Origin of the sequence: Thermaurantiacus tibetensis (assembly GCF_015354055.1) — a bacterium.
Taxonomy (GTDB): Bacteria; Pseudomonadota; Alphaproteobacteria; order Sphingomonadales; family Sphingomonadaceae; genus Thermaurantiacus; species Thermaurantiacus tibetensis.
This window is the reverse complement of sequence record NZ_JACHTM010000004.1, coordinates 248,953-271,102: the sequence shown is the minus strand read 5'-3', so window position 1 is coordinate 271,102 and position 22,150 is coordinate 248,953. Positions and strand designations below refer to the sequence as shown.

20 protein-coding genes are annotated in these 22,150 nt (G+C 71.4%); 14 read left to right on the top strand and 6 right to left on the bottom strand.

Annotation, left to right across the window (positions count from 1 at the left end):
* The first annotated feature begins 29 nt into the window (after positions 1-29).
* Genes H3H34_RS11800 through H3H34_RS11790 form a run of 3 tightly spaced genes read left to right on the top strand, consistent with a single transcriptional unit; the run spans position 30 to position 3,662 of the window.
* Positions 30-1,685 carry a CpaF family protein gene (locus H3H34_RS11800; RefSeq protein ID WP_328831983.1) on the top strand — a complete coding sequence of 552 codons (1,656 nt, stop codon included), beginning with the start codon at positions 30-32 and terminating at the stop codon, positions 1,683-1,685.
* Between the two features lie 10 nt (positions 1,686-1,695).
* Positions 1,696-2,667: a type II secretion system F family protein gene (locus H3H34_RS11795; protein ID WP_235983270.1), complete on the top strand. Its 972-nt coding sequence runs from the start codon at positions 1,696-1,698 to the stop codon at positions 2,665-2,667.
* A complete protein-coding gene (locus H3H34_RS11790; protein ID WP_194745476.1) occupies positions 2,664-3,662 on the top strand; it encodes a type II secretion system F family protein in 999 nt (332 codons plus the stop codon). The genes H3H34_RS11795 and H3H34_RS11790 overlap by 4 nt, the downstream gene beginning before the upstream one ends.
* Before the next feature lie 116 nt (positions 3,663-3,778).
* Here H3H34_RS11790 and H3H34_RS11785 read toward each other — a convergent pair whose 3' ends face one another.
* From H3H34_RS11785 to H3H34_RS11775, 3 genes are read right to left on the bottom strand one after another with little or no spacing between them, the layout of a single operon-like run.
* Positions 3,779-4,897, bottom strand: coding sequence for a pilus assembly protein TadG-related protein (locus H3H34_RS11785; protein WP_194745475.1), 1,119 nt, complete (start codon positions 4,895-4,897; stop codon positions 3,779-3,781).
* On the bottom strand, positions 4,894-5,310 hold the full coding sequence (locus H3H34_RS11780; RefSeq protein ID WP_194745474.1) for a TadE/TadG family type IV pilus assembly protein: 417 nt from the start codon (positions 5,308-5,310) through the stop codon (positions 4,894-4,896). The genes H3H34_RS11785 and H3H34_RS11780 overlap by 4 nt, the downstream gene beginning before the upstream one ends.
* The gene (locus H3H34_RS11775; RefSeq protein WP_194745473.1) at positions 5,310-5,975 is read right to left on the bottom strand and encodes a hypothetical protein; all 666 of its coding nucleotides are present in this window, start codon (positions 5,973-5,975) and stop codon (positions 5,310-5,312) included. The genes H3H34_RS11780 and H3H34_RS11775 overlap by 1 nt, the downstream gene beginning before the upstream one ends.
* Before the next feature lie 150 nt (positions 5,976-6,125).
* Here H3H34_RS11775 and putA point away from each other — a divergent pair, with 150 nt between their 5' ends.
* The 3 genes from putA to H3H34_RS11760 all read left to right on the top strand — a co-directional run bounded on the left by putA (position 6,126) and on the right by H3H34_RS11760 (position 12,028).
* On the top strand, positions 6,126-9,209 hold the full coding sequence (gene putA / locus H3H34_RS11770) for a bifunctional proline dehydrogenase/L-glutamate gamma-semialdehyde dehydrogenase PutA (RefSeq protein ID WP_194745472.1): 3,084 nt from the start codon (positions 6,126-6,128) through the stop codon (positions 9,207-9,209).
* 150 nt (positions 9,210-9,359) lie between these two features.
* Positions 9,360-10,562 (top strand): non-hydrolyzing UDP-N-acetylglucosamine 2-epimerase, encoded by a 1,203-nt coding sequence (gene wecB, locus H3H34_RS11765; protein ID WP_194745471.1) that lies wholly within the window; start codon positions 9,360-9,362, stop codon positions 10,560-10,562.
* A gap of 29 nt (positions 10,563-10,591) precedes the next feature.
* The gene (locus tag H3H34_RS11760) at positions 10,592-12,028 is read left to right on the top strand and encodes a mannose-1-phosphate guanylyltransferase/mannose-6-phosphate isomerase (protein ID WP_194745470.1); all 1,437 of its coding nucleotides are present in this window, start codon (positions 10,592-10,594) and stop codon (positions 12,026-12,028) included.
* Here H3H34_RS11760 and gmd read toward each other — a convergent pair.
* On the bottom strand, positions 12,007-13,089 hold the full coding sequence (gene gmd / locus H3H34_RS11755) for a GDP-mannose 4,6-dehydratase (RefSeq protein WP_194745469.1): 1,083 nt from the start codon (positions 13,087-13,089) through the stop codon (positions 12,007-12,009). The two genes, H3H34_RS11760 and gmd, sit on opposite strands and share 22 nt — an antisense overlap.
* Positions 13,090-13,145: 56 nt before the next feature.
* Between gmd and H3H34_RS11750 the strand changes: the two genes are divergently transcribed.
* The 4 genes from H3H34_RS11750 (at position 13,146) to H3H34_RS14230 (ending at position 16,215) form a co-directional block, all read left to right on the top strand.
* Entirely contained in the window at positions 13,146-14,153 is a 1,008-nt protein-coding gene (locus H3H34_RS11750; RefSeq protein WP_328831979.1) for a GDP-L-fucose synthase family protein, read from the top strand.
* Positions 14,150-15,328: a DegT/DnrJ/EryC1/StrS family aminotransferase gene (locus tag H3H34_RS11745; protein ID WP_194745468.1), complete on the top strand. Its 1,179-nt coding sequence runs from the start codon at positions 14,150-14,152 to the stop codon at positions 15,326-15,328. The genes H3H34_RS11750 and H3H34_RS11745 overlap by 4 nt, the downstream gene beginning before the upstream one ends.
* Before the next feature lie 74 nt (positions 15,329-15,402).
* Positions 15,403-15,675, top strand: coding sequence for a transposase (locus H3H34_RS14235; RefSeq protein ID WP_456243387.1), 273 nt, complete (start codon positions 15,403-15,405; stop codon positions 15,673-15,675).
* Positions 15,676-15,858: 183 nt separating this feature from the next.
* Positions 15,859-16,215 (top strand): hypothetical protein, encoded by a 357-nt coding sequence (locus H3H34_RS14230; RefSeq protein WP_456243386.1) that lies wholly within the window; start codon positions 15,859-15,861, stop codon positions 16,213-16,215.
* A 2-nt stretch (positions 16,216-16,217) separates the two neighbouring features.
* Here H3H34_RS14230 and H3H34_RS11735 read toward each other — a convergent pair whose 3' ends face one another.
* Positions 16,218-17,165, bottom strand: a complete 948-nt coding sequence (locus H3H34_RS11735; protein ID WP_194745467.1) for a GumC domain-containing protein — start codon at positions 17,163-17,165, stop codon at positions 16,218-16,220.
* Between the two features lie 167 nt (positions 17,166-17,332).
* Between H3H34_RS11735 and H3H34_RS11730 the strand changes: the two genes are divergently transcribed.
* Genes H3H34_RS11730 through H3H34_RS11715 form a run of 4 tightly spaced genes read left to right on the top strand, consistent with a single transcriptional unit; the run spans position 17,333 to position 21,134 of the window.
* Positions 17,333-18,361 (top strand): hypothetical protein, encoded by a 1,029-nt coding sequence (locus tag H3H34_RS11730; protein ID WP_194745466.1) that lies wholly within the window; start codon positions 17,333-17,335, stop codon positions 18,359-18,361.
* A gap of 3 nt (positions 18,362-18,364) precedes the next feature.
* Complete coding sequence (locus H3H34_RS11725; protein ID WP_194745465.1) at positions 18,365-19,540, top strand: glycosyltransferase; 1,176 nt, start codon at positions 18,365-18,367, stop codon at positions 19,538-19,540.
* Positions 19,537-20,196: a glycosyltransferase family protein gene (locus H3H34_RS11720; RefSeq protein WP_194745464.1), complete on the top strand. Its 660-nt coding sequence runs from the start codon at positions 19,537-19,539 to the stop codon at positions 20,194-20,196. Before H3H34_RS11725 ends, H3H34_RS11720 begins: the two co-directional genes overlap by 4 nt.
* Positions 20,193-21,134 (top strand): hypothetical protein, encoded by a 942-nt coding sequence (locus tag H3H34_RS11715; RefSeq protein ID WP_194745463.1) that lies wholly within the window; start codon positions 20,193-20,195, stop codon positions 21,132-21,134. The genes H3H34_RS11720 and H3H34_RS11715 overlap by 4 nt, the downstream gene beginning before the upstream one ends.
* Here H3H34_RS11715 and H3H34_RS11710 read toward each other — a convergent pair.
* Entirely contained in the window at positions 21,076-22,107 is a 1,032-nt protein-coding gene (locus tag H3H34_RS11710) for a glycosyltransferase family protein (protein WP_194751918.1), read from the bottom strand. The genes H3H34_RS11715 and H3H34_RS11710 overlap by 59 nt on opposite strands.
* Positions 22,108-22,150 lie beyond the last annotated feature (43 nt).

Here is a 22,150-nt window from a genome sequence, read left to right as displayed (position 1 = left end):
GAGGTGCGGATGAGCGTGCGGAGGCGCCGGTGAAGGGGCGCTTCGGGCGGAAGGCGCCGGCGGGCGCGGCGGCGGCCGGGGCCTCGGCCGCGCCCGGGCCGCTGCCCGCTCCGCCCGCCCCGGCGCGGGCGCGCCCGGTGCTGATGCGCCGCGGTCTCGCCCGCGTCTCGCAGGAGGCAGCGCGCGCGCTGGTGCAGCCGGCGATCGCGCGGAGCTTCGACCCCGCGACCGACGGCACCCGCCCGCGCGGCGAGCTTGCGGCCGCGATCGGCGCCCGGATCGACGCGGCGCTCGAGGCCGAGGGCGTGACGGTGGAGCCGAAGGACCGGCGCGAGCTGGTGACCCACTTCCTCAACGGGCTGATCGGTGCGAGCCGGCTGATGTCGGCGCCGCCTCCGTCGGCGGGCGAGGAGGCCGAGACCGCGGCCGAGCGGGCGCACCGGCTGGTGCTCGAGGCCGTGCTCGACCGGATCGACAGCCAGGCGGCCGCGGCGATGAACCGGGGCGAGCTGGCCCGGCGCCTCGGCGAACTCGTGGGGCCGATCCTGGCCGAGCGGGGCCTCGCCCTCAATGCGGAGGAGACGCGCGATCTCGTGCGGCTCCTCATCGACGACATGCTGGGCCTGGGGCCGCTCGAGCCGTTCCTCGCCGACGACACGGTGACCGACATCATGGCGAATGGGCCGAAGGCCATCTGGGTCGAGCGGCACGGCCGGCTCGAGAAGACGCGCGCGCGGTTCCGCGACCAGGCGCACATGATGGCCATCATCTCCCGGATCGTGACGTCGGTGGGGCGGCGGGTGGACGAGGCCAGCCCCCTCGTCGACGCGCGGCTTGCCGACGGCAGCCGTGTCAACATCATCATCCCGCCGCTCGCGCTCGACGGGCCAGCCATCTCCATCCGCAAGTTCGCAAGGCGGACCATCGACCTCGACCGCATGGTCGCACAGGGCAACATGAGCCGGGAGATGGCGACGCTGCTCAAGATCGCCGCCCGCATCCGCCTCAACATCCTCGTCTCGGGCGGGACCGGCTCGGGCAAGACCACGCTTCTCAACGCGCTCTCGCGCATGATCGCCCCCGACGAGCGGATCGTGACGATCGAGGACGCCGCCGAGCTGCAGCTGCAGCAGCCGCACGTCGTCAGGCTCGAGACGCGCCCGCCCAACCTCGAGGGCCGGGGCGAGGTGACGATGCGCGACCTCGTGCGCAACGCGCTGCGCATGCGGCCCGACCGCATCATCGTCGGCGAGATCCGCGGCGCCGAGGCGATCGACATGCTCCAGGCCATGAACACGGGGCACGACGGCTCGCTCGGCACCATCCACGCCAACCGGCCCCGCGAGGCGCTGACCCGGCTCGAGAACATGGTGGCCATGGCCGGGTTCCAGCTGCCCTCGCATGCGGTGCGCGCCCAGATCGCTTCGGCCGTCAACCTCATCGTCCAGATCGCCCGGATGAAGGACGGCGTCCGGCGGGTGACGAGCATCACCGAGGTGACCGGCATCGAGGGCGACGTCATCACGCTCCAGGAGCTGTTCGCCTTCCGCCAGGAAGCAGCCCCCGAGGATGGCAGCGGCCGCGAGGTGGTGGGGCGGTTCGTCGCGACCGGGCTGAGGCCCCAGTTCGCGGCGCGGGCCGAGCAGGCGGGTCTTGGCGCGCTTCTTGCCGAGGCGCTGGCGTGAGGCGGGCGTGATGGTGCCGATTGCCGATCTGCCGCCCGCCCTTCTTGCCGCGCTGATCGTGAGCGCGCTGGCGGCGGCCACGCTGCTGGCGGCCGCCGGGCTTGGCCGGCTTGGCGGGGCGCTGCGGCTTGCCGGCAGGGCCCGGCGGCTGCGCGGCGGCAGGCGTGCGGGCCGTGGGGAGGGCGCCGTGCGGCTCGAGCGGGCGGCGCCGCCGCGCGGCCGGCTTGTGAAGCTGGCCGCCGCCCTCGGGCTTGCCGCGCCGGGAGGGGCGGCGGTCTCGCGGCGGCGGCTCGCCCTGTTCGCCCTTGGTGCGGTGCTCGCTGCGCTCCTCCTCGCCCGCGCCGGCGCTGCCCTTCCGCTTGCGTTTCCGGCCGGGCTCGGCGTGGCTGCGGGCCTCGCCCGGCTGCTCAGCCGGCGCGAGGCGGCCCGCCGCGCGCGCGCCTTCGAGCAGCAGGTGCCCGACCTCCTCGGCCTTCTCGTGCGCTGCGTCCGCGCCGGCCTGCCCGCCGCCGAGGCGGTGGCCGAGGCAGCGCGCGAGATGCCGGCCCCGGCCGGGCCGCTCATGGCCGAGGCCGACCGGCAGATGCGGCTCGGCCGCGGGCTCGAGGAGGCGCTGTGGGACGTGGCGGCGGCGGTGCGGCTCGCCGAGTTCGACTTCCTGTGCGTGGCCGTCTCGATCCAGCGCGAGACCGGCGGCAACCTCGCCGAGACGCTGGCGGAGCTCGAGGCCACCGTGCGCAAGCGGCTTGCGCTTCGCCTGAAGGTGAGAGCGCTCAGCTCCGAGGCGCGGGCGAGCGCGCTCATCATCGGCGCGCTGCCGCTCGTGATGGCCGCGGCCCTTGCCCTCGTCGCGCCCTCCTACCTCGCGCCGCTGTTCGCCACCGAGCCGGGCCGGCTGCTGCTCGCGGCCGCCGCCGCCTCGCTCGGCTTCGGCGCCTTCATGATGGCGCGGCTGGTCGCGGCCCAGGACGCGGCGCGATGACGGGCGTGGCGGCGGGGATGGGGGCGGGCGCGGCGGCGGGGGCAGCGGGGGCCGGGGCGGCGCTCGCGGGGGTGCCGCCGGCAGACCTCGTCGCCGCCTCGCCCGCGCCGACCCTTGCGGCCCTTGCGGTCGGCGCCACGGTCTTTCTCGGCACCCTCGCCCTCGGCCGCGCGCTCGACCCGGCCGCGGCGCTGCCGCGCCGGGCCCGCGCGCTTGCCCGCACCGGCGCCGCCCGGCCGCCCGCGCGGGCGCGCCTTCTTGCGCTCGCCGAGCGGGCAGGCGCAGCGGCCGCACGGCTGCCGCTCCAGGGTGCGGCCGAGCGGCGGGCGCTCGCTCAGGCGCTGGGCAGGGCCGGGTTCCGCAGCCGCGGCGCCGTCGGCCTCTACCTCCTCGCCCGGCTCCTTCTGCCGGCGCTGCTCGCCGGACTCGGCCTCGCGCTGGCCGCGCTCGCGGGCCTCGAGCCAGCCCCTCTCGCGCTTGCGCTTGGCGCGCTCGGGGTTGCGCTGCCGCCGCTCGCCGTCTCCTCGCTTGGCGCCCGCCGGCGGCGGGCGATGGAGCGCGGCTTTCCCGACGCGCTCGACCTTCTTGTCATCTGCGTCGAGTCCGGTCTTTCGATCGATGCCGCCATCGCCCGGGTGGCGGGCGAGCTCGGCCGGGCGCACGCCGTGCTTGGCGAGGAGCTGCGGCACGCTGCCGTCGAGCTGCGGTTCCTGCCCGACCGGGCCGATGCGTTCGCGAACCTCGAGGCCCGCACCGGGATCGACGGGGTGCGCGCGCTGGTGGCCCTCCTCCACCAGACGGAGCGGTTCGGAACGCCGCTTGCGGATGCGCTGCGGACGCTGGCGGCGGAGCTGCGCACCGCGGCCTTCCTGCGGGTGGAGGAGCGGGCCGCGCGGCTGCCGGCCGTGCTGACGGTGCCGATGATCCTCTTCATTCTGCCGCCGCTCTTCATCGTGCTGATCGGCCCGGTGATCGCCCAGCTCCTCGCCCGCTGAGCCCCGGCGCCCCGCCCGGCCCCGCGCCCCCCGGCCCCGCGCCCCCCGAGCCCGCGCCGCCGCCCCCCGAGCCCGCGCCCCCGCCCCCCCGGCCTCCCGGGCCCGCGCCGCCGCCCCTACTCGACGAGGGCGACCCGGCGGTCGACGATGGGGCGCACGCCCGTGCCGTCGCAGGCGTGAGCCAGCGGCGTGATACCGCTGACCCGGATGCGGGCGGCGACGACCTGGGTGCAGCTCGCGGCATTTCCGGAGATCTCGACGAGCTGCGTCGGAAGCAGGATGGCGCCGGTGAGGGTCTGGGCGGCGCCGGCGAGGAAGCGGCTGGTGGCGCGTGGACCCGAGGCTGCGCCGAGGACGGCGACGCCGGCGAAGGCGCCGGTCGCGGGCGGCTGGAGCGAGACGGTAGCGCCCGGGCGGATGTCGAGCGCGAAGGGGCCGGACCAGAGGGTGGCGGCGGCCGTCTCGAGGCGACCGCCCGGCTCCACCGTCAGCGGGCCGGCGAGGGGCCAGGCGAGGCCCTCGATGCGGAGCGTGCCGCCCGAGGCCACCCGGATGCCGCCGCAGCGGGCCTGCGGGAGCTGGCCGGGCCGGACGACGAGGGTGCCAGTGACGGCGAGCTGGCCGGGCAGGCAGGCCGGCGGGGGGGTGCTGGGGATGGAGTAGGGGTTGGCCTGTGGCAGGCGGGCGGCGGGCACGCCGGGCCCGTCCGCGAGCGCGCGGCAGCCCGAGAGGAGGAGCCGGCCGCCGCCCGTCTCGGCGATGGCGCCCACGCCCCGGTCGAGGGCCAGCAGGCAGGCCGGGCCGTCCTCGATGACGGCGCTGACGGCGCGGGCGCGCACCGTGCCGGCCTCGGCGTCGAGCAGGCCGCCGAGGATGGCGGTGCGGGGTGCGGCGACCTCGACGGCGATGGCCCGCGCGTCTCCCCGGCGGCGGCCGCGGGCCGGCGGCCACTCGACGCTGACCTCGGCGTCCGCGCCGAGGCGGGCGTGGGCGAGCCCGCGGGCAACCGGGGCGGCGGCCATGCCGCCGCGCAGGGCAGCCGCGCCGGCCTCGGCGGCAGCGTCGGCTGCCTGCTGCAGGTCGCGCTTGCGCGCGAGGCCAGCGGCGGCGTTCAGGCCGAGGGCCAGGAACCCGAGCATCGCGGCGAGGGACAGGGCGGTGAAGACGGTGCTGACGCCGCGCTCGTCGGCCGCGAGGCCGGGCCGGGGCGCGGAGGGGCTGGCTGGGCTGCTCATGCGCTCTCGCGGATGCAGGCGGTGGCGGCGAGTGCCGGCATGGCGGGCGCGATCCCGGGGACGAGCGCGGGGTAGGGGAGGCCGACGCGCACGTCCGTGCCGCAGGGGGCGGGCGCGGTCTCGAGCGCGGCCGAGGCTATGGTGAGCGAGACGGCGAGGCGTTCGAGCGTGGCGTTGATCTCCGAGAGAAGGCCGGCCGGGGTGCCGCAGGGGGACTCCGGGACTTCGGCGCAGCGCACCGCGGCAGCGACGGCGTGGTCGAGCGCGGCGGCGAACCAGAGGTAGCGGCCGGCCTCGATCCCGCCGAGCACCAGGGCAAGGAGGAGGGGCGAGACGAGGGCGAACTCGACGGCGGTCGCCCCGCGGGTATCGGCGCCGAGCCGGCGCAGGGGCGTGCGGCGGGTGCGGCGCATCAGTCGAGCCGGACGATGCTGCGCGCCGAGACGGTGGGTGGGAACAGGCCGCCGGGCCAGGCGACGAGGCGGGCGACGGGGGCGGTGATCTCGATCTCGGCGAAGGCGGGCGGCGGGCTGCCGTCGGGGCAGCGCAGGGCGGGGGTGGGGACGATGCCGGAGGGGGCTGCGCAGCCGCGGAACAGCCGGAGCTTCGGCGCGACGTCGGGGGGGAGGGTGACGAGCGTCTCGAGGGAGAGGCCGGGGAGCGGCGGGAGGCTCATGAGCCCCCCCTGCTGGAGCCCGGCCCAGCCGCGCAGCGGCGGAAGCTCCTGGGCTGCGGCGCGGCGGACGGCCTTGGCGGCGCTCTCGACGAGCGCCTCGACTTCGCGCGCGCGGGCGGCGGTCAGCGCAAAGTCGGCGGAGCCGAGGAGCAGGAGGGCGAGGAGCGGGAGGGTGAGGGCGAATTCGAGCGCGGCGGTTCCGGCGTCGTCGGCGAGCAGCCTCCGGTGCCGCGCTGTCCCCAGCCCTTCCCGCCGTCCCGCCTGCCTTCTCTCCCGCCGTCCCTCCTGCCGCCCCGCCCGCGCGCCCGGCTGCCCTGCCTGCTGCGCTTCCCGCGGCCCTTCCTCCGCGCGTGCGCTCTGCCGCGCGATGCGCGGCTGCCGGCCGGGCCGGCAGCGTGCCATTCCGAGCCACCGTTGCATCGCCGGGTTCCGCCTTTCCGCATGACAGTAACGGCGGGCGGGGCGGCGCTTGCATGGGCGCGCCCGCTGTGGTTGCGGGGAAGATGGTGAACGGGCGGTCACCCTTCCCGGCCGCCCGTGCCCGGAGGCCCCATGCCCGAGCCAAGGCCCGATCCTCTTCGCGCCCGCCTCGCGCGCCTTGCCCGCGCGCCCGAGCCGGAGGTGCTGGCGCCGCTGCTTGCCGAGGCCGAGGACTCGCCGGAGCTGCGCGAGCGAGTCCTCGCCCGCGCCGCCGGGCTCCTCGCCGACATCCGCGCCGGCGAGCAGGATGGCTGGGTCAACCGCTTCCTCCTCGAATACCGCCTGAGCAGCGAGGAGGGCCGCGCACTCCTCACGCTTGCGGAGGCATTCCTGCGGGTGCCGGATGCGGCGACCGCCGACCTCCTGATCCGCGACCGGATCGGCGCGGCCCACTGGGAGGCGCATGCCGGCCGGTCGGACTCGCTCCTCGTCAACTCCGCGACCTTCGGGCTTCTCCTCTCGCGCGCCATGCTGGCGGCCGACGGCGGGGTGCTGGGGCGGCTGGTGCGGCGGGCGGGCGAGCCCTTCGTCCGCACCGCCGTTGCCGCGGCGATGCGGCTGATGGCCGACGCGTTCGTCATGGGCCGCACCATCGACGAGGCGCTCCGCCGGGCCGACCGGGCCGACAGCCGGGACTTCTCGGCCAGCTTCGACATGCTGGGCGAGGCCGCGCGCACGGCCGCCGATGCCGAGCGCTACTTCGACGCCTACATGGAGGCGGTGCGGGCGGTGGGGCGGGAGGCCAACCGCCGCGGCCACGGCATCTCGGTCAAGCTCTCGGCGCTCCACCCCCGCTACGAGACGGCAGAGGCCAAGCGCGCCGTGCCGGCGATCGGTGCGCGGCTGGAGGCGCTGGCAGTGGCGGCAGCTGCGGCCGGCGTGCCGCTCACCGTGGATGCCGAGGAGCAGGACCGGCTGCTGCTCTCGCTCGACATCCTGGCGACGGTGGCGCGGGCGCCCCGGCTCTCCGGCTGGGACGGCTTCGGCTTCGCGATCCAGGCCTATGGCAAGCGGGCGCGCGCGCTCGTCGACTGGGCGGAGGAGCTTGCTGGCGCCACCCGCCGGCGCCTCGGCGTGCGGCTGGTGAAGGGCGCCTACTGGGACAGCGAGGTGAAGCGCGCGCAGGAGGCGGGGCTGGCCGGCTACCCCGTCTTCACCCGCAAGGCGGCGACCGACGTCTCCTACCTGGCCTGCGCCCGGGCGCTCCTGGCGGCCCCCCGGCTGTTCCCGGCGTTCGCCAGCCACAATGCGCTGACGGTGGCCACCATCGCCGAGTGGGCAGGGGCCCGGCGGGACTTCGAGTTCCAGCGCCTGCACGGGATGGGGGCCGGGCTCTACGAGCGGATGGTGCGCGAGGAGGGCTACCGCTGCCGCCTCTACGCGCCCGTCGGCGGGCACCGGGATCTGCTGGCCTATCTCGTCCGGCGGCTGCTCGAGAACGGCGCCAACTCCTCCTTCGTCCACCAGCTGGCAGACCGGAGCGTGCCCGAGGCCGAGCTCCTGGCCGACCCGGTCGCCAGGGTGAGGGCAACGGGCGGCGCGCCCAACCCGCGCATCCCCCTGCCGTGCGACCTGTTCGCGCCCGAGCGGCGCAACTCGGAAGGGCTCGACCTCGCCGACCCCGACGTGCTCGAGGCAACCGTCGCTGCGGTGCAGGCGGCACTCGGGCAGGGCTTCCGGGCGGCGCCCGTGGTTGCGGGGCGCGAGCGGCGGGGCCCGCTGCTGCCGGTCGTCGCCCCCTTCGACCCGGCGCTCCGGGTGGGCGAGGTGGTGGAGGCCGACGCTGCCGCCTGCGCGGAGGCGGTGGCAGCAGCCGAGGCCGCCCAGCCGGCGTGGGACGCAACGCCGGTCGAGGCGCGCGCGGCCGCGCTCGAGCGGCTGGCGGACCTGCTCGAGGCCGACCGGCCCGCGCTTCTCGCCCTGCTCCAGGCCGAGGCCGGCAAGACCCTGCCCGATGCGCTGGCCGAGGTGCGCGAGGCGGTCGACTTCTGCCGCTACTACGCAGCGCGGGCGCGGATCCTGTTCCGGCCCGAGGCGCTGCCCGGCCCGACGGGCGAGGCCAACCTGCTCCGGCTCCATGGGCGCGGGGTGTTCGCAACGATTGCGCCCTGGAACTTCCCGCTCGCCATCTTCCTCGGCCAGACGGTGGCGGCGCTCGTCGCCGGCAACGCCGTGGTGGCGAAGCCGGCGCCGCAGACGCCGCTCATCGCGGCCCGTGCGGTTTCCCATGCCCACGCGGCCGGGATCCCGCCGGAAGTCCTCCACCTCCTGCCCGGCGGCGGGGACGTGGGCGCAGCGCTGGTGGCCGACCGGCGCGTCGCGGGCGTGGCCTTCACTGGCTCGACCGCCACCGCCCGGGCGATCGCCCGGGCGCTCCTTGCCGACGACGGCCGGCCGCTCGTGCCGCTCATCGCCGAGACCGGCGGCCTCAACGCCATGATCGTCGACTCGACGGCGCTGCCCGAGCAGGTGGTGGCCGATGTCGTCACCTCGGCGTTCCGCTCGGCCGGGCAGCGCTGCTCGGCGCTCCGGCTGCTCGTGCTGCAGGAGGAGGTGGCCGAGCCGGTGCTTGCCATGCTGAAGGGCGCGATGGACTGCCTCGTGGTGGGGGACCCGCGCGACCCGGCGACCGACGTCGGCCCGGTGATCGACGCGGCCGCGCGGGCGAAGCTCCTGGCCCGCCTCGACGCCATGGGCGATTCCGTGCTCCACCGCCTCCCCGTGCCCGTGACGGGGCATTTCGTGCCGCCTGCCCTCATCCGCCTGCCGTCGGTCGAGGCGCTCGACGCCGAGTGGTTCGGGCCGCTCCTCCACGTCACCACCTGGGACGGCCGCGACATCGCCGGGCTCGTCCGGCGGATCAACGCCTCGGGCTACGGGCTTACCATGGGGCTTCACAGCCGGATTGCCGGGCGCGCGGCCGAGGTGGAGCGGCTGGCGCGGGTGGGGAACCTCTACGTGAACCGCGCGATGATCGGCGCGGTGGTGGGCTCGCAGCCCTTCGGCGGCGAGGGGCTCTCGGGCACCGGCCCCAAGGCGGGCGGGCCGCACTATCTCCTCCGCTTCGCGACCGAGCGCGTGACTTCGACCGACACGACGGCTGCAGGCGGCAACGCTTCCCTGCTTGCGGAAGCCGACGAGGCGTCGCCGTCTTGAGCACGGCGCGCCGATGCGGTAAGACCTTGGCCGTCAAGGGTTGTCGGAAGCCCGCACCGGGTGGCGCGGCAGGGCGCACCTCAGCTTCGAGGATGGCGCGGCCGTGGCACCTGTCTTCCCCTTGCCGGCCTGGGCGAACCGCAGGCGCGCATGCGCGTCCTGACCGTCCTCGGCACCCGGCCGGAGGCGGTGAAGCTCGCGCCCGTGCTCCACGCGCTGGCGGCCGCGCCTGGTGTCACCTCGCGGCTCTGCTCGACCGGCCAGCACCGGGAGCTGCTTGCGCCTGCGCTCGCCTGCTTCGGCCTGCGGCCCGACCATGACCTCGCGCTCATGCGCGCCGGCCAGGGGCTCGACACGCTCCTCGCCCGGGCGGTCGAAGGCGTGGGCGCGGTGATTGCTGCCGAGCGGCCGGACTGGGTGGTGGTGCAGGGCGACACCACGACGACGCTTGCCGCGGCGCTTGCCGCCTTCCACGCCGGCGTTGCCGTGGCCCACGTCGAGGCGGGCCTGCGCACGCGGGACCTCGCCGCCCCCTGGCCGGAGGAGGGGAACCGCCAGCTCGTCGCGCGGCTCGCCCGGCGGCACTTCGCGCCAACCGCCGGGGCTGCCGCCAACCTCCGGGCCGAGGGCATTCCCGCCTCCGCCATCGAGGTCACCGGCAATACGGTGATCGATGCGCTGCGCTGGCTCGAGGCGCGGCTCGATGCCGACCAGGCGCTTGGCGAGGCGCTTGCCGCCCGCCTGCCCTTCCCCGCCCCCGGGCGGCGGCTGATCCTTGCCACCGGCCATCGCCGAGAGTCCTTGAGAAGCGGCCTTGCCCGGGTGTGCGCGGCGCTGCGCATGGTGGCCGCGCGGGAGGACGTCGAGATCGTCTTCCTCGTCCACCGCAACCCTGCGGTCGGGGAAACGGCGCGGACGCTCCTTGGCGGGCTGCCGCGCGTCCACCTCCTCGCGCCGCAGGACCCGCTCGCCTTCCTCCACCTGCTGCGGCGGGCGGATCTCGTGGTGACGGATTCGGGCGGCGTGCTCGAGGAGGCCGCGGGCGTCGGCCGGCCGGTGCTGGTGACGCGCGAGGCGACCGAGCGGCCCGAGGCGGTCGCATGCGGCCTGGCCCGCGTGGTGGGCACGCGGACCGGCGCGCTGGTTGCAGCCATCGACCGCCTGCTCGACGACCCGGCCGCCCGCGCCGAAATGGCGGCCGCGCGCAACCCCTTCGGCGACGGCCGGGCGGCCCAGCGGATCGCTGCGCGCCTGCGGGGCTTGCCGGCCGGGGCGCTTCCCCCCGCTTCGCAGATGCGGCCGGTGCGGGTGCGCAGGTCTGGCCGCGTTGCAGCGAGCGCGGCTGCAGGGTAAGGGCGCCACCGGGGCCGCCGGAGGCGAGGATGACGGACGTAACCGAGATCTGCCCGGTTCTCCTGTCCGGCGGGGCGGGTACGCGGCTGTGGCCGCTTTCACGGGCGGACATGCCCAAGCAGCTGCAGGCGCTTGCGCACGAGGAGACGATGCTGCAGGCGACTGCCCGGCGGACGGCGGTGGATGTGCCTGGCGTGCGCTTCCTGCCCCCGCTCGTGGTGGCCGGCGAGGGGCACCGCCACCTCGTCGCCGAGCAGCTCGCGGAAGCAGGGGTGCAGCCGGGGGCGATCCTGCTCGAGCCGCAGGGGCGGAACACGGCGCCTGCGATCGCGCTCGCCGCGCTGTGGCAGCAGGCGGAAGGCGCGCCTGAGGCGCTCCTCCTTGCCATGCCGTCGGATCACCTCATCGGCAACGAGGCCGCGTTCCGGGCCGCGGTGGCCGCGGCCGCGCCGGCAGCCGCCGCCGGCCGGCTCGTCACCTTCGGCATCACGCCGAGCGAGCCGGCGACGGGCTACGGCTACATCGAGGCCGGCCCGGCGGAGGGGGCGGTGCGGCCGGTGCGGCGGTTCGTCGAGAAGCCGGATGCCGAGACGGCCGCCCGTTACGTGGCCGACGGCCTTCTCTGGAACGCCGGCATCTTCCTGTTCCGCGCCGACACGTTCCTCGAGGCGCTTCGCTGCCACGCGCCCGAGGTGGCGGAAGCCTGCGCGCGGGCCGCGCGCTTCGCGGTGGATGGCCCGTTTGTCCGGCCCGATGCAGAGGCGTTCGCGGGCGTGCCTTCGATCAGCGTCGACTATGCGGTGATGGAGCGCGCCGACAACGCAAGCGTGGTGCCGGTCGACATGGGCTGGTCGGACGTGGGCTCGTGGGACGCGCTCTGGCGGGTGACGGTACCCGACGGCGAGGGAAACGTGCTGCGCGGGGCGGGCGCACTGATCCACTGCCGCGACAGCCTGGTCCGCAATGACGGCGGCCCGTTCGTGGCCGCGCTCGGGCTTGAGGGCATGGTGGTGGTGGCAACTGCCGATGCCGTGCTGATCGCGCCGCGTGCTCGCGCGGAGGAGATCCGCCAGGTCGTCGAGCGGATCGAGGCCGAAGGGCTCGACCTTGCCCGCACCAGCCACGAGGTGCGCCGGCCCTGGGGCAGCTTCCGCGGGCTTGGCCGCGGCGAGGGCTGGCAGGTGAAGCGGATCGCGGTGAAGCCGGGCGCGAAGCTGAGCCTGCAGCGCCACGCCCACCGGGCCGAGACCTGGGTGGTCGCGGCCGGCGTGGCCGACGTGACGGTGGGCGAGGAGTGCCGGCGGATGGGGCCGGGCGAGAGCATCTTCATTCCGGTCGGTGCAGTCCACCGGCTCGAGAACCCGGGGCCTGAGCCGCTCGAGCTCATCGAGGTACAGCAGGGAAGCTACCTCGGCGAGGATGACATCGTCCGCCTGGCCGACCTCTACGGCCGCGCGCCCGCCTGAGCCGTTTTTTGGTTGCGTTCCGCTCGGTGCGAGATCAGCCGAAGGTCATGCGCGACCATCTCGCGCACGAGCTCCTCGAGGGTAACACGGCACGTCCAGCCGAGCTCGCGTTCGGCTTGGCTGGCGTCTCCCAGAAGCCGGTCGACCTCGGTGGGGCGGAAGTAGGCCGGATCGACGGCGACGAGGACCTGACCGGTCCGGTTGCAACGCCCCACTTCCGAGATGCCCTCGCCCTCCCAGACGATCCTGCGACCAACCTCCGCAAACGCCAGCTCGACGAAGCGTCGCACGCTCGTCGTTCGTCCTGTCGCGAGCACCCAGTCTTTCGGGACGGGATGTTGCAGGATCCGCCACATGCCTTCCGCATAGTCCCGGGCATGGCCCCAGTCGCGTTCCGCGTCGAGGTTTCCGAGCCAGAGGGTCTTCTGGAGTCCGGCCTCGATGGCAGCGACTGCCCGAGTGATCTTGCGCGTGACGAATGTTTCGCCACGGATTGGGCTCTCGTGGTTGAAGAGGATTCCGTTGGCGGCGTAGATGCCGTACGCCTCCCGGTAATTGACGGTGATCCAGAAGGCATACAGCTTGGCGGCGGCATAGGGGCTACGCGGGCGGAAGGGCGTCGTCTCGGACTGCGGACATTCCGGTGCATTCCCGTAGAGTTCCGAGGTGGATGCCTGGTAGAAGCGAACGGAACGCTCCAGCCCGAGGATCCGGATGGCCTCGAGCAGACGAAGGGCGCCGAGCGCGTCGGCGTTGGCAGTATACTCCGGTGTCTCGAAGCTGACGGCGACGTGGCTCTGGGCAGCGAGATTGTAGATTTCGTCGGGCTGCGTTTCATGTACCAGGCGAATGAGATTGGTCGCATCTGTCATATCACCAAAGTGAAGACAAAAACGATTTTCTCCCTCATGCCTATCTATGAAAAGATGATCAACTCGTCCAGTATTGAACGAGGAAGACCGCCTCTTGACACCGTGAACTCTGTAGCCCTTGTTGAGAAGAAGCTCGGCGAGATAGGCTCCATCCTGCCCAGTTACGCCAGTAATCAAAGCGGTCTTCATGACAAGCGCCTTTCGCCCGATGTAATGCCGCGGGGAGGTAGCCGGAGCTTGCGGACGTGTCTAGAGGAGCGCCACGGGGGCCATCCGGCGTCCATGTCACGCCGTTGCTTTCCGTGTCGCCACTGGCGGGCGTGAAGGGTGGTAGGGTGATAAGGGTCCTGCTCACAGGCGGCAGCGGCATGGTCGGGCGCAATCTTCGCGAGACGGCGCCGACGGACGTGGAGCTTGTCGCCCCTTCGCGCGGCGAGGTGGACCTGACGGATCCCGAGGCGGTGCGGCGAGCTTTCGATGCCGCCGCGCCCGATTTCGTCATTCACGCGGCCGGGCGCGTTGGGGGCATTGCGGCGAACATGGCCGATCAGGCCGGCTTTCTCGTCCAGAACCTCCGCATGGGACTTGCCGTCCTCGAGGCCGCGTACCGGGGTGGGATTCGGTGTCTCAACCTCGCCAGCTCGTGCATCTACCCGCCGAAAGCTCCGATCCCCTTTTCCGAGGATTGCCTCCTGACCGGAGCGCTCGAGCCGACCAACGAAGGTTATGCCTTGGCCAAACTGTCGGTCGTGCGCCTCGGGCAGTACCTCAACCAGTCCGCGGGTGCCGCGCGCATAAAGTCGCTCATCCCGTGCAACCTGTTCGGCCGGCATGACAACTTCGATCCGCTCACCTCCCATCTCGTGCCGGCTGCGCTGCGCAAGGTGCATGAAGCGTCCCGTTCGGGCGGGGATGTGCTGATCTGGGGCGATGGCTCGGCGCGCCGGGAGTTCCTGTATGCGGGCGACGCTGCCCGGATGATCTGGCACGCTTGCCGTCACTTCGAGGATCTGCCGGAGCTCATGAATCTGGGTGTCGGCAGCGACCACTCGATCCTCGAATATTATGAAGCGGCCGCCCGGGTGGTTGGATGGCAGGGGCGCTTTCGGTTCGACCCTTCCCGTCCGGCGGGCATGCAGCGCAAGCTCGTCAGCATCGAATGGCAGCGCCGGCTGGGCTTCCCCGCGCCGCGACCCCTTGAGGAGGGGCTGGCGGAGACCTATCGCTTTTTCCTGGAGAACCACTCGACATGAGCATCCGACTCCCCCTTGCCACATCTACCTGGGACGAAGCCGAACATGCGGCCATCGGGCGGGTGGTCGAGTCCGGCCGGTTCACGATGGGAGCGGAAGTGCAAGCCTTCGAAGAGGAATTCGCGCGCGCCTTCGGCGCCCGCCATGCGGTCATGGTCAACTCGGGTTCCTCTGCCAACCTCCTTATGGTGGCCGCTCTCTTCTTTACTGAAGAGCGTGATCGCCGCCTGCGACGAGGAGACGAGGTCATCGTGCCGGCTGTTTCGTGGAGCACGACCTACTATCCGCTTCACCAGTACGGACTTCGCATCAAGTTTGTCGACATCGACCTCGAGACTCTAAACATCGATCTCGATATGCTGGAAGAAGCCATCAGCGATCGCACGAAGCTGATTTTTGCGGTAAATCTTCTCGGTAATCCGAACGATTTTGGTCGTATTCGCAAGATCGTTGGTGACCGGCCGATCACGCTCATCGAGGACAACTGCGAATCCATGGGTGCGGAGTTCGAGGGCAGAAAGGCCGGAACCTTCGGACTTATGGGCAGCTTCAGCACCTTCTTTTCGCATCACATTTCGACGATGGAGGGGGGAGTCATCGTCACCGATGACGAGGAGCTCCACCAAATTCTTTTGTGCCTTCGCGCCCATGGCTGGACCCGCAACCTTCCAGAAGAGAACAGGGTGACCGGGCGCAAGAGCCCCGACCCGTTCGAGGAGAGCTTCCGGTTCGTGCTTCCTGGCTACAACGTGCGGCCGCTCGAGATGGAGGGCGCGATCGGACGCGAGCAGCTGAAGAAGCTCAACGGGTTCATCGCTGCGCGGCGGGCCAATGCCGATCAGTGGGTTTGCCGCATGTCCGGCCACCCGCGGATCGCCATCCAGCGGGAGACCGGGACGAGCAGCTGGTTTGGTTTCTCCATCGTGTGCAAAAAAAACTCCGGGCTTCAACGCGCCGAAGTGCGTCAGCTCCTTGAGACGCATGGGGTGGAAACCCGTCCGATTGTGGCAGGGAATTTCGTTCGAAACCCTGTTATCAACTGCTTTGACCATGAGATTTTCGGCCGGCTCGCTAATGCTGACCACATCCACGAACAGGGCCTGTTTATAGGGAACCATCATTATCCGCTCGGGCCGGTGCTTGACGACATTGCCGATCTTCTAGGTTCCTTCTAATCGCAGGACCTATTTAGTCGCTTGTGTTGGCGGCACTGCGTTGATTCAATGGCGGCATCTCTGAGGTGCTGCTGATGTCGGACGTGTGGTTGCTGAGCGAGGCGCAGATGCGGCGGATCGAGCCATTCTTCCCGCTTTCTCATGGGGTTCCGCGGGCTAATGATTGGCGGGTAATCTCCGGAATCATCTTCGTGCTCGAGAACGGCCTGCGCTGGCGGGATGCGCCGCCGGCCTCTGGGCCGCACAAGACGCGTCACACAACCGGTTCATCCGCTGGAGCCGCCTGGCCGTGTTCAACCGGATCTTCGCCGAGCTGGCGGCCAAGGGCGGCAAGCCGGACAGGCTGATGATCGACGCGACGCACCTGAAGGCGCATCGAACCGCTGCCAGTCTACGCAACAAGGGGGGCTCAGCGGGAAAATGATTCACCGCATCATTTTCTGGTCCGCTTCGCTCCCCGATGTATCGGGAGAACCAAAGGCGGACTGAACTCCAAGCTGCATGCCCTCACCGATAGCGAGGGGCGGCCCTTGGTCATGCTGCTCACCGAAGGTCAGGCCAGCGATTACTGGGGCGCTGCGTTGCTGCGCAATGCCTTACCGCCCCCCAAGGAGCGGATCGCCGACAAGGGCCATGACGGCAACGGCTTCCGCAATGCACTGGCCGAGCGGGGCATCGCCGCCTGCATCCCTTCCAAGTCCAGCCGAAAGATCGCCATCCCCACGCCCCCGTCCTCTACCGCCAGCGCCGCAAGATCGAAAACATGTTCGGTCGTCTCAAAGACTGGCACTGCATCCACACCCGTTACGACCGCTGCGCACACGCCTTCTTCTCAGCCATCTGCATCGCAGCCACCGCCGTCTTTTGGCTTGGTCAATGAGTTCTGAGCCTAGGGCTCCCGTTCGTTCGGGAGCGGTCTGCGCGCCTGATCCAATAGCAGTGCCGCGCTTGCTCCAGCGAGCCCTCCAGCGACCAGCCCGGCGGCCAACACGAGCAAGACCGGCGGCCAAGTTGGCCGGTCTGTTACCGTAACCGCGCCAAGCGGCTCGGCAGCAAATGGCTGGCCGGAGCGGGCCATCATGAGGAGGCGCTCTTGCTCGGCAAGCGCTTCAGCAAGCGCTGCCCGATGCTCGGCGAGGGTCACTTCGGACAGCTTTTTGGCAAGGTAACCGATGTAGGCCTCGGCGCGCGCGTCCGCTCGCTGTCGCAGGTGCCGATCGGCGGCCGCGTAGGTGGCAACAAGAAGGTCGCGCGCGAGATCCGGGTCGGGATCCCTGAGGATGATCGTCGCCACCCCGCGCTGCTTGTTCTCTTCCAGGGTTAGTCGTCGATCGAGATAATCCTGCACATCGGCGTCATCTGGCGGACTCCACTCGCGTACCGGGATCGCAAGGAGCGCCTTGGCAGCCTTCTTTAGGCTCCTGAACGCATCAGGACGCGGCCTCCATACTTGAGCTCTATCGTCCCATTCATCGGCGAACATTCGGCGCATAAGCGCCTTATTGGCTGCGATTTCTGCGGCGACATCGCGCCCGGCGAGTATTTCAAGAGTTAGGTGGAACTGTGAGATTGGCTCGTTGCGGATGTTGATCCCTGCAAGCGATGCCAACCCGGCAAGGTTCCGCGAAACCGTTTCGCCGCTGCGCTCGACGGGCACGATCTGCAGATAGGCGTCGAAGCGCGGCCGGACAGCGTGCAGGATGACTAGCGCGGTCGCTAGGCCGAGGACGACGCCCACGGTAGGGAACTGCCAGTGCCGACGCAGCACGAGAAGAATCGCGGAGAGGCCAGGATCGGGCCGTGTCTCGGTCCGCAGGTCAGAGCCCATGTCGTTCAATCGGCAGCCTTCCGCGATGTTGACCTCGTTCCGGATAGCGCCCCCGGCCGGCTTGTGCTAGCCGTGCGCCGATGGTGAACGAGCGGGGGTCCCGGCCTTTGAGCCAGTCTTTCGCCGCAGACGTTGCCGGCTCCCTCCTTGCCACCCTCATCCTTCTAGGCCGGGCGTTGGAGAGCTATGCCGGCGCTTGGGCGGCTGGGCTTCTCGCCTTCGCCTTCTTGCTGCTGCGTGGCGCGCCAGCCGAGCGGTTCCTCCTCCTCCTCCTCCTCGCACTCAGCGCCGCCCTTGGCGGTGAGCTCGGCTATCTCGGTGTGCGCCAGACGCTGTTCGCAGCCGCCTTCATTGTCATGGCGCGCTATGCTCCGGTCTCGCCGTCTGTTGCCCTCGCCATCTATGCCTGCGCTCTCCTCCTTTTCTTCGGAAGGACAGGCGAATTCTCGGTCCTGTTCACCGTTGGGCCGTCCATCATCCTGCTTCTTTGGGCGGCCTTCTTTGCCGAGCGCCAGCGCCGCCTCGCCCGGCCCGTGGCCGGCACCGGTCGGCGGGTCGCCGCGCTCGCGCTCGCTTCGCTCGCGCTGCCGTTTGTCGGGGCCGGCTCGCGCACTGCGCTCCTCGTCTGGCTGGTCTTCGCGCTCCGGCGTCTGAGCCTGCCGATCTTGGCCGCCGGCGCCCTCGTGCTCGCAGCCGCCTTGTCCTTCCCAAGGCTTGAAGTTTGGGATCGAGTTGCCAACAGTTATGACGAGCTCACCAACCCCTTCCCCGAGGTCGGGATCAACCTGCGCGCCGTCGAGCTCCTCATCTTCCTCTCCTGGTTCCAGACGGCGACACTCTCGGAGTTGCTCTTCGGCTCGCGGGATCTCATCTACATGCCCGGCGACTTTCTAGGCTTCCGCGGCGATCCCGTCTATGTCCCCCACAACCAGGTGATCGGAATCTTCTTCCAGTTCGGAGCGGTGGGATCTCTTGCCATCCTCGCCTGGTTTGTAGGCTATGCGCGCGGCATGAAGGGTTTCCCCGCCGGCCGGTTCGTGATGCTGGCCTATCTCGCGGTCGGCTTCGTTGCGATCCACGGGCTCGTGAACCAGGATCTCGCGATCGCCGCAGCCGTCCTCCTGTGGCTCGCCCGCCGGCTGCCCGCGCCGGCCGCAGCCCCCCCTGCCACGGCGCCCGTTCGCCGCGCGCCGGTCCCGGCCTGAGCAATGCGGCTCGACCCGACTCAGCCGGCCGCTCCCGAGCCTTCGCCGGAGCCCGCGCCTGCCGCCGGCCCCGGCCAGGACGCGGTGCTGCGGGATGCCGCCGCGGCCAGGGGCACCCTCGTGCTCCTCAGCCTCGGCCACCGGATGGACGAGACGGCAGGGCCGCCGCCACCAGGCGAGCCCCAGCCGCACTGGCGCGAGGTCGCCCGCATGGTGGGTGCCGACATCGCCTCCTTCTCCACCGCGAGCGCCCGCCGCGGGCCGCTCTTCGCGCGGCTGTTCGCCTCCCGCCCGGTGTGGGGCTCGGCGGCGAGCGCGGCGCTCGATGCCGCCCGCTACGGCCGCGTTTACGCGCTTGACGAGGACGTCGGCCTGCGGGCGGCGCTCCTCCTCGCAGCGCGCGGCTGGAAGGGGCGGTTCGTCCTCCTCGTCCACCATCTCTCGCCGCGCCGCCGCCGCCTCGTCCGCCTTCTGGCCGGCCGGCCCATCACCCACTTCCTCACCTATGCCGCCGCGCAGCGCTCGGCGCTTGTCGCCGCAGGGGTGCCGCCGGGCTGGACGAGCTGCGTCCCAATCCCGGCAGACGCCGGCTTCTTCCGCCCGGCCGCTCGCGCGCCCGGGCGCGCGCGCCTCGTCGCCGTAGGCGCCGCCGACCGGGACTATTCGACCCTCCTTGCCGCCGCGCCCATGATCGACGCCGAGATCGAGATCTTCGGCCATGGCTACTCCGGGCCGGATGCCGCCCGCCTCGCCGGGCAGGCCCTTCCGGCCAACGTCCGGCTGATGCCGCACCTGCCGGTCGCAGCGTTTCGCGACCGGATCGCATCCGCCGATGCTGCCGTCCTGCCGCTGCGCCCGGTCGCCTACGCCGCCGGGGCGACTGCCCTCGTCGAGGCGATGGCCTGCGGCCTTCCGGTCGTCGCAACCGCCATCGCCGGCCTCGCCGGCTACCTGTCGGCCGGGCGGCCGGGGCCGGTCTTCGCCCCCGGCGATGCCGGAGGGCTTGCAGCGGCAGCCACGCGGCTCATCGCCGAACGGGCGCTCGCCCGCAGCATCGGGGCAGGCAACCGCGCCTGGGTGGAGCGCCACGCAACGGTCGAGCGCCTCTCGTGTCACGTCGCAAACCTCCTTCTGGGAACCGCCGGGGGCGTGGACTGGCTCGGCGAAACAGCCCCGTGAGCGCGCGCCTCACCTTTATCCTGTGCATCAAGCCCGGTCCCGGCATCGCGACCGAGACGCTCGATGCCCAGCTCGCCTCCTGCCTTGCGGTCCGGCGCGCCGACGTCCTCGTCGGCCTGAGCGAAGCGGACGAGCCAACAGCTTCAGCGCTGGCACCGTGGGAGGCGCGCGGCCGGGTGCACCTTGCCGTGCTCAAGGACCGCTCGCTCTACGACGGCTGGAACCGGGCGGCGGCGCTGGCAAACGGCGAGGAGCTCACCTTCCTTGGCCTCGGCGACTGCGTCATCAACCCGGACCATTTTGACGGCGCCGACCTCACCGGCCTCGACGCCCTCTTCGCGCGCGCCCTCGTCTTCGACGGCCGCCGCGAGCGGATCTTTGGCGCGCCGTTCCGCCGCCGCATCCACTACTGGCGCCAGCAGGTTGCGATGGTGGGCGCCATCCTTCGCCGCGAATTCGTGCTCGAGACCGGCTTCGATCCGGCGCTCCACATTGCCGGCGACTGGGAGTTCCTTCTGCGCGCCGGGGATCGGATGCGGGCCGGCTTCCGGCCGCTCACCGTCGTCTCCATGCCCGGCGGCGGGCTCTCCGAGCGCCGGTTCGCCGCGCTGATGGCCGAGGTGCGGCGGGTGCGTGCGGAACGGCGGCGGCGGTGAGCGTCCCGCTCTCCGTCCTCTCGACAGGGCTTCACCTCCTCAACGCCGCCGGCTTCATCATGCTCGCCCCGGGTTCGGCGCTTGCCGACTATATCTCCGCCTCGGTGCTATACGGTATCGTCTCGTGGGTGTGCCTCTGGGTCCTGCCCAGCGTCTTCGAGTATCGCGCGGATCGTATGCACGACCTGCGCAGCCTCCAGGCAACACTGGCAGCCGGCGGCGTTCTCGTTCTCCTTCTCACGCATCCGAACACCATCGGCCTGCTGTTCGCGCTCCTGCTTGCCGTCGAGGTAGCGGCCTTCTTGCCTCATCTCATGCTCTACGAGGAGCGCACTGCAACCTTCGTCCGAGCCGACTTCTCGCGCGGTTGCCTCAACAGTCTCGCCCTTTTGACCGCCGTTCTGCTTTTTGAGCGTCAGCCGGTCGCCTACGTCGCTGGGCTCGTCCTGTCGCTTACCACCGTTGCCGGAACCATGGCAGCAACAGGCGTCCCTTGCGCCCCGCTGCCGCGGCTGAGACTTGACCTCCGTCTCCTGCGAGTCGGGCTCAGGGCGGCGCTGACGAGCCTCCAGTTCCGCCAGCTGATGGGTGCTCGGCTGATCGAAGCGGCTACTGTGCTTTCGCTCAACTTTCTTGGCCTCCTCGGCCCGATTCTCGCTCTCAAGTTAGGAAACGCTGCTGTTCAGGCGGCGGCTTTCAACGCCCGCCGGCTTTCGGTTCCCGGCGCGATCGTCCTCGGGACTCTCCTTTACGCTGCCGGGATGGTTGTGATCCTTGCGGCCAACGCGCTGGCACCTGCTCTGGCCCCTCGGAGTTTGCAGCTGATCGGCCCGGGCGAGGCGCTCGTCGTCGTCCCGCCATTGATCGCAATGCTTGTGCTCACAGTCCTTTCGATCCGACCGCGAGGTCACACGTCTTCGGTGGCAGCGGCCCGTTAGATGTCAGAAGAGTCAGGAGCTCTTGGCAGTAGCGCTCGCGTGCCAGAGCCGAGCGGACGTGCTCGCATCCCGAGACGAGCTCGGCGTAACGTCCTTGGTCGCTCGCGAGAGCCCGGATCGCGTTCGCAAACTCTCCGGGATCCCGGGTGTTGAGGCTGAAGGCGAGTGCTGGCCCAGCCACCTCCGCGATTGCCGCTGAGCCGGCAGCGCCCACCGGCACGAGATGCCAGACTGCCTCCGCGGCGGTCAGCGAGAAAGTCTCCGTCACTTGTGCCGGATCGGTAAGCTGAAGGAGGAGTGCAGCATCAGCAAGCATCTGGGCAGGGTCAGAAAGGCCAAAGCATAGCTCGATGCCGGCCGCTCTGGCGCGTGCGAGGAGCTTGGGGTCGTGCGCCTTAGGGCAGCCGCCAAGCACGGCACGAGGCGACCAAGGAACACCAGCCTCAGCGATCGCTACGAAGAGTCCAAAACCCTTGGAGGGCCGGTTGTCTCCTACGAAAACTAGTCGACTCCGCCGTGTCGGCGGCGGAGGTGGTGCGCCAGCGTCAACTGCGTTCATGAGCACGTCGGTTGCGCAGCCAAGCTCGGCGGCGTGGGTAGCCGAGACGGCGATTACCCGCGCGCCCCGTGCCCGGGCGAAGAGAAGCAGGCTGCGGAAGAGGCCCGGCATCTCAAGCTCGTGAACGTGGATGAAAATGCGCCCCGGCCGGAGCATCAGCGCTGGCAGAGCCGCCGGTAGCGCGTAGACGGCATTAACGAAGATGAGGGTGCCCCTCGCAACGGCAGCAAGGCAGCGCAGCGCTGCAACCGCGAGCCAGACCGGGTACAGGAGCCGGCGCAGCCGCGGGCTCTCGATCGCCAGGAAGGGCGCTACCCCGGCTTTTTCGCTGAGGAAGCCCCGCGCGCCGAAGCCGACCGAAACTTCGGGTGCGAGTCCCGCAGCTCGGAGGCATGCAATCGTCAGCGCAGCCATACGCTGCGCCCCGGCCTTGGCGTCGAAGGCGTGGAGAAAGAGG

Bases quoted from the DNA above. Each gene is read 5' to 3' on its own strand.
- H3H34_RS14235 (WP_456243387.1), top strand. From the start codon at position 15,403: ATGTCGGACGTGTGGTTGCTGAGCGAGGCGCAGATGCGGCGGATCGAG.
- H3H34_RS11760 (WP_194745470.1), top strand. From the start codon at position 10,592: ATGACGGACGTAACCGAGATCTGCCCGGTTCTCCTGTCCGGCGGGGCG.
- H3H34_RS11790 (WP_194745476.1), top strand. From the start codon at position 2,664: ATGACGGGCGTGGCGGCGGGGATGGGGGCGGGCGCGGCGGCGGGGGCA.
- H3H34_RS11745 (WP_194745468.1), top strand. From the start codon at position 14,150: ATGAGCATCCGACTCCCCCTTGCCACATCTACCTGGGACGAAGCCGAA.
- H3H34_RS11795 (WP_235983270.1), top strand. From the start codon at position 1,696: ATGGTGCCGATTGCCGATCTGCCGCCCGCCCTTCTTGCCGCGCTGATC.
- H3H34_RS11785 (WP_194745475.1), bottom strand. From the start codon at position 4,897: ATGAGCAGCCCAGCCAGCCCCTCCGCGCCCCGGCCCGGCCTCGCGGCC.
- H3H34_RS11725 (WP_194745465.1), top strand. From the start codon at position 18,365: ATGCGGCTCGACCCGACTCAGCCGGCCGCTCCCGAGCCTTCGCCGGAG.
- putA (WP_194745472.1), top strand. From the start codon at position 6,126: ATGCCCGAGCCAAGGCCCGATCCTCTTCGCGCCCGCCTCGCGCGCCTT.
- H3H34_RS11780 (WP_194745474.1), bottom strand. From the start codon at position 5,310: ATGCGCCGCACCCGCCGCACGCCCCTGCGCCGGCTCGGCGCCGATACC.
- gmd (WP_194745469.1), bottom strand. From the start codon at position 13,089: ATGAAGACCGCTTTGATTACTGGCGTAACTGGGCAGGATGGAGCCTAT.
- H3H34_RS11710 (WP_194751918.1), bottom strand. From the start codon at position 22,107: ATGGCTGCGCTGACGATTGCATGCCTCCGAGCTGCGGGACTCGCACCC.
- wecB (WP_194745471.1), top strand. From the start codon at position 9,360: ATGCGCGTCCTGACCGTCCTCGGCACCCGGCCGGAGGCGGTGAAGCTC.
- H3H34_RS11775 (WP_194745473.1), bottom strand. From the start codon at position 5,975: ATGGCACGCTGCCGGCCCGGCCGGCAGCCGCGCATCGCGCGGCAGAGC.